The sequence below is a fragment of the Janthinobacterium sp. GW823-FHT06H09 genome (assembly GCF_058794735.1).
Genome location: NZ_JBXAHC010000040.1, coordinates 1 through 1,019, shown reverse-complemented (window position 1 = coordinate 1,019; position 1,019 = coordinate 1). Strand labels below are relative to the sequence as shown.

Annotated in this window: 1 rRNA gene; it reads left to right on the top strand. The window is 52.1% G+C overall.

The window, feature by feature from the left end:
• Positions 1 to 18 precede the first annotated feature (18 nt).
• Positions 19 to 1,019 (top strand): 16S ribosomal RNA (locus tag AC1Q6X_RS27780); the annotation flags it as partial.

The window sequence follows — 1,019 nt, the reverse complement described above, 5'->3', positions numbered from 1 at the left end:
GGCAAAGTAACAGAGATTAAACTGAAGAGTTTGATCCTGGCTCAGATTGAACGCTGGCGGCATGCCTTACACATGCAAGTCGAACGGCAGCACGGAGCTTGCTCTGGTGGCGAGTGGCGAACGGGTGAGTAATATATCGGAACGTACCCTGGAGTGGGGGATAACGTAGCGAAAGTTACGCTAATACCGCATACGATCTACGGATGAAAGTGGGGGATCGCAAGACCTCATGCTCGTGGAGCGGCCGATATCTGATTAGCTAGTTGGTAGGGTAAAAGCCTACCAAGGCATCGATCAGTAGCTGGTCTGAGAGGACGACCAGCCACACTGGAACTGAGACACGGTCCAGACTCCTACGGGAGGCAGCAGTGGGGAATTTTGGACAATGGGCGAAAGCCTGATCCAGCAATGCCGCGTGAGTGAAGAAGGCCTTCGGGTTGTAAAGCTCTTTTGTCAGGGAAGAAACGGTGAGAGCTAATATCTCTTGCTAATGACGGTACCTGAAGAATAAGCACCGGCTAACTACGTGCCAGCAGCCGCGGTAATACGTAGGGTGCAAGCGTTAATCGGAATTACTGGGCGTAAAGCGTGCGCAGGCGGTTTTGTAAGTCTGATGTGAAATCCCCGGGCTCAACCTGGGAATTGCATTGGAGACTGCAAGGCTAGAATCTGGCAGAGGGGGGTAGAATTCCACGTGTAGCAGTGAAATGCGTAGATATGTGGAGGAACACCGATGGCGAAGGCAGCCCCCTGGGTCAAGATTGACGCTCATGCACGAAAGCGTGGGGAGCAAACAGGATTAGATACCCTGGTAGTCCACGCCCTAAACGATGTCTACTAGTTGTCGGGTCTTAATTGACTTGGTAACGCAGCTAACGCGTGAAGTAGACCGCCTGGGGAGTACGGTCGCAAGATTAAAACTCAAAGGAATTGACGGGGACCCGCACAAGCGGTGGATGATGTGGATTAATTCGATGCAACGCGAAAAACCTTACCTACCCTTGACATGGCTGGAATCC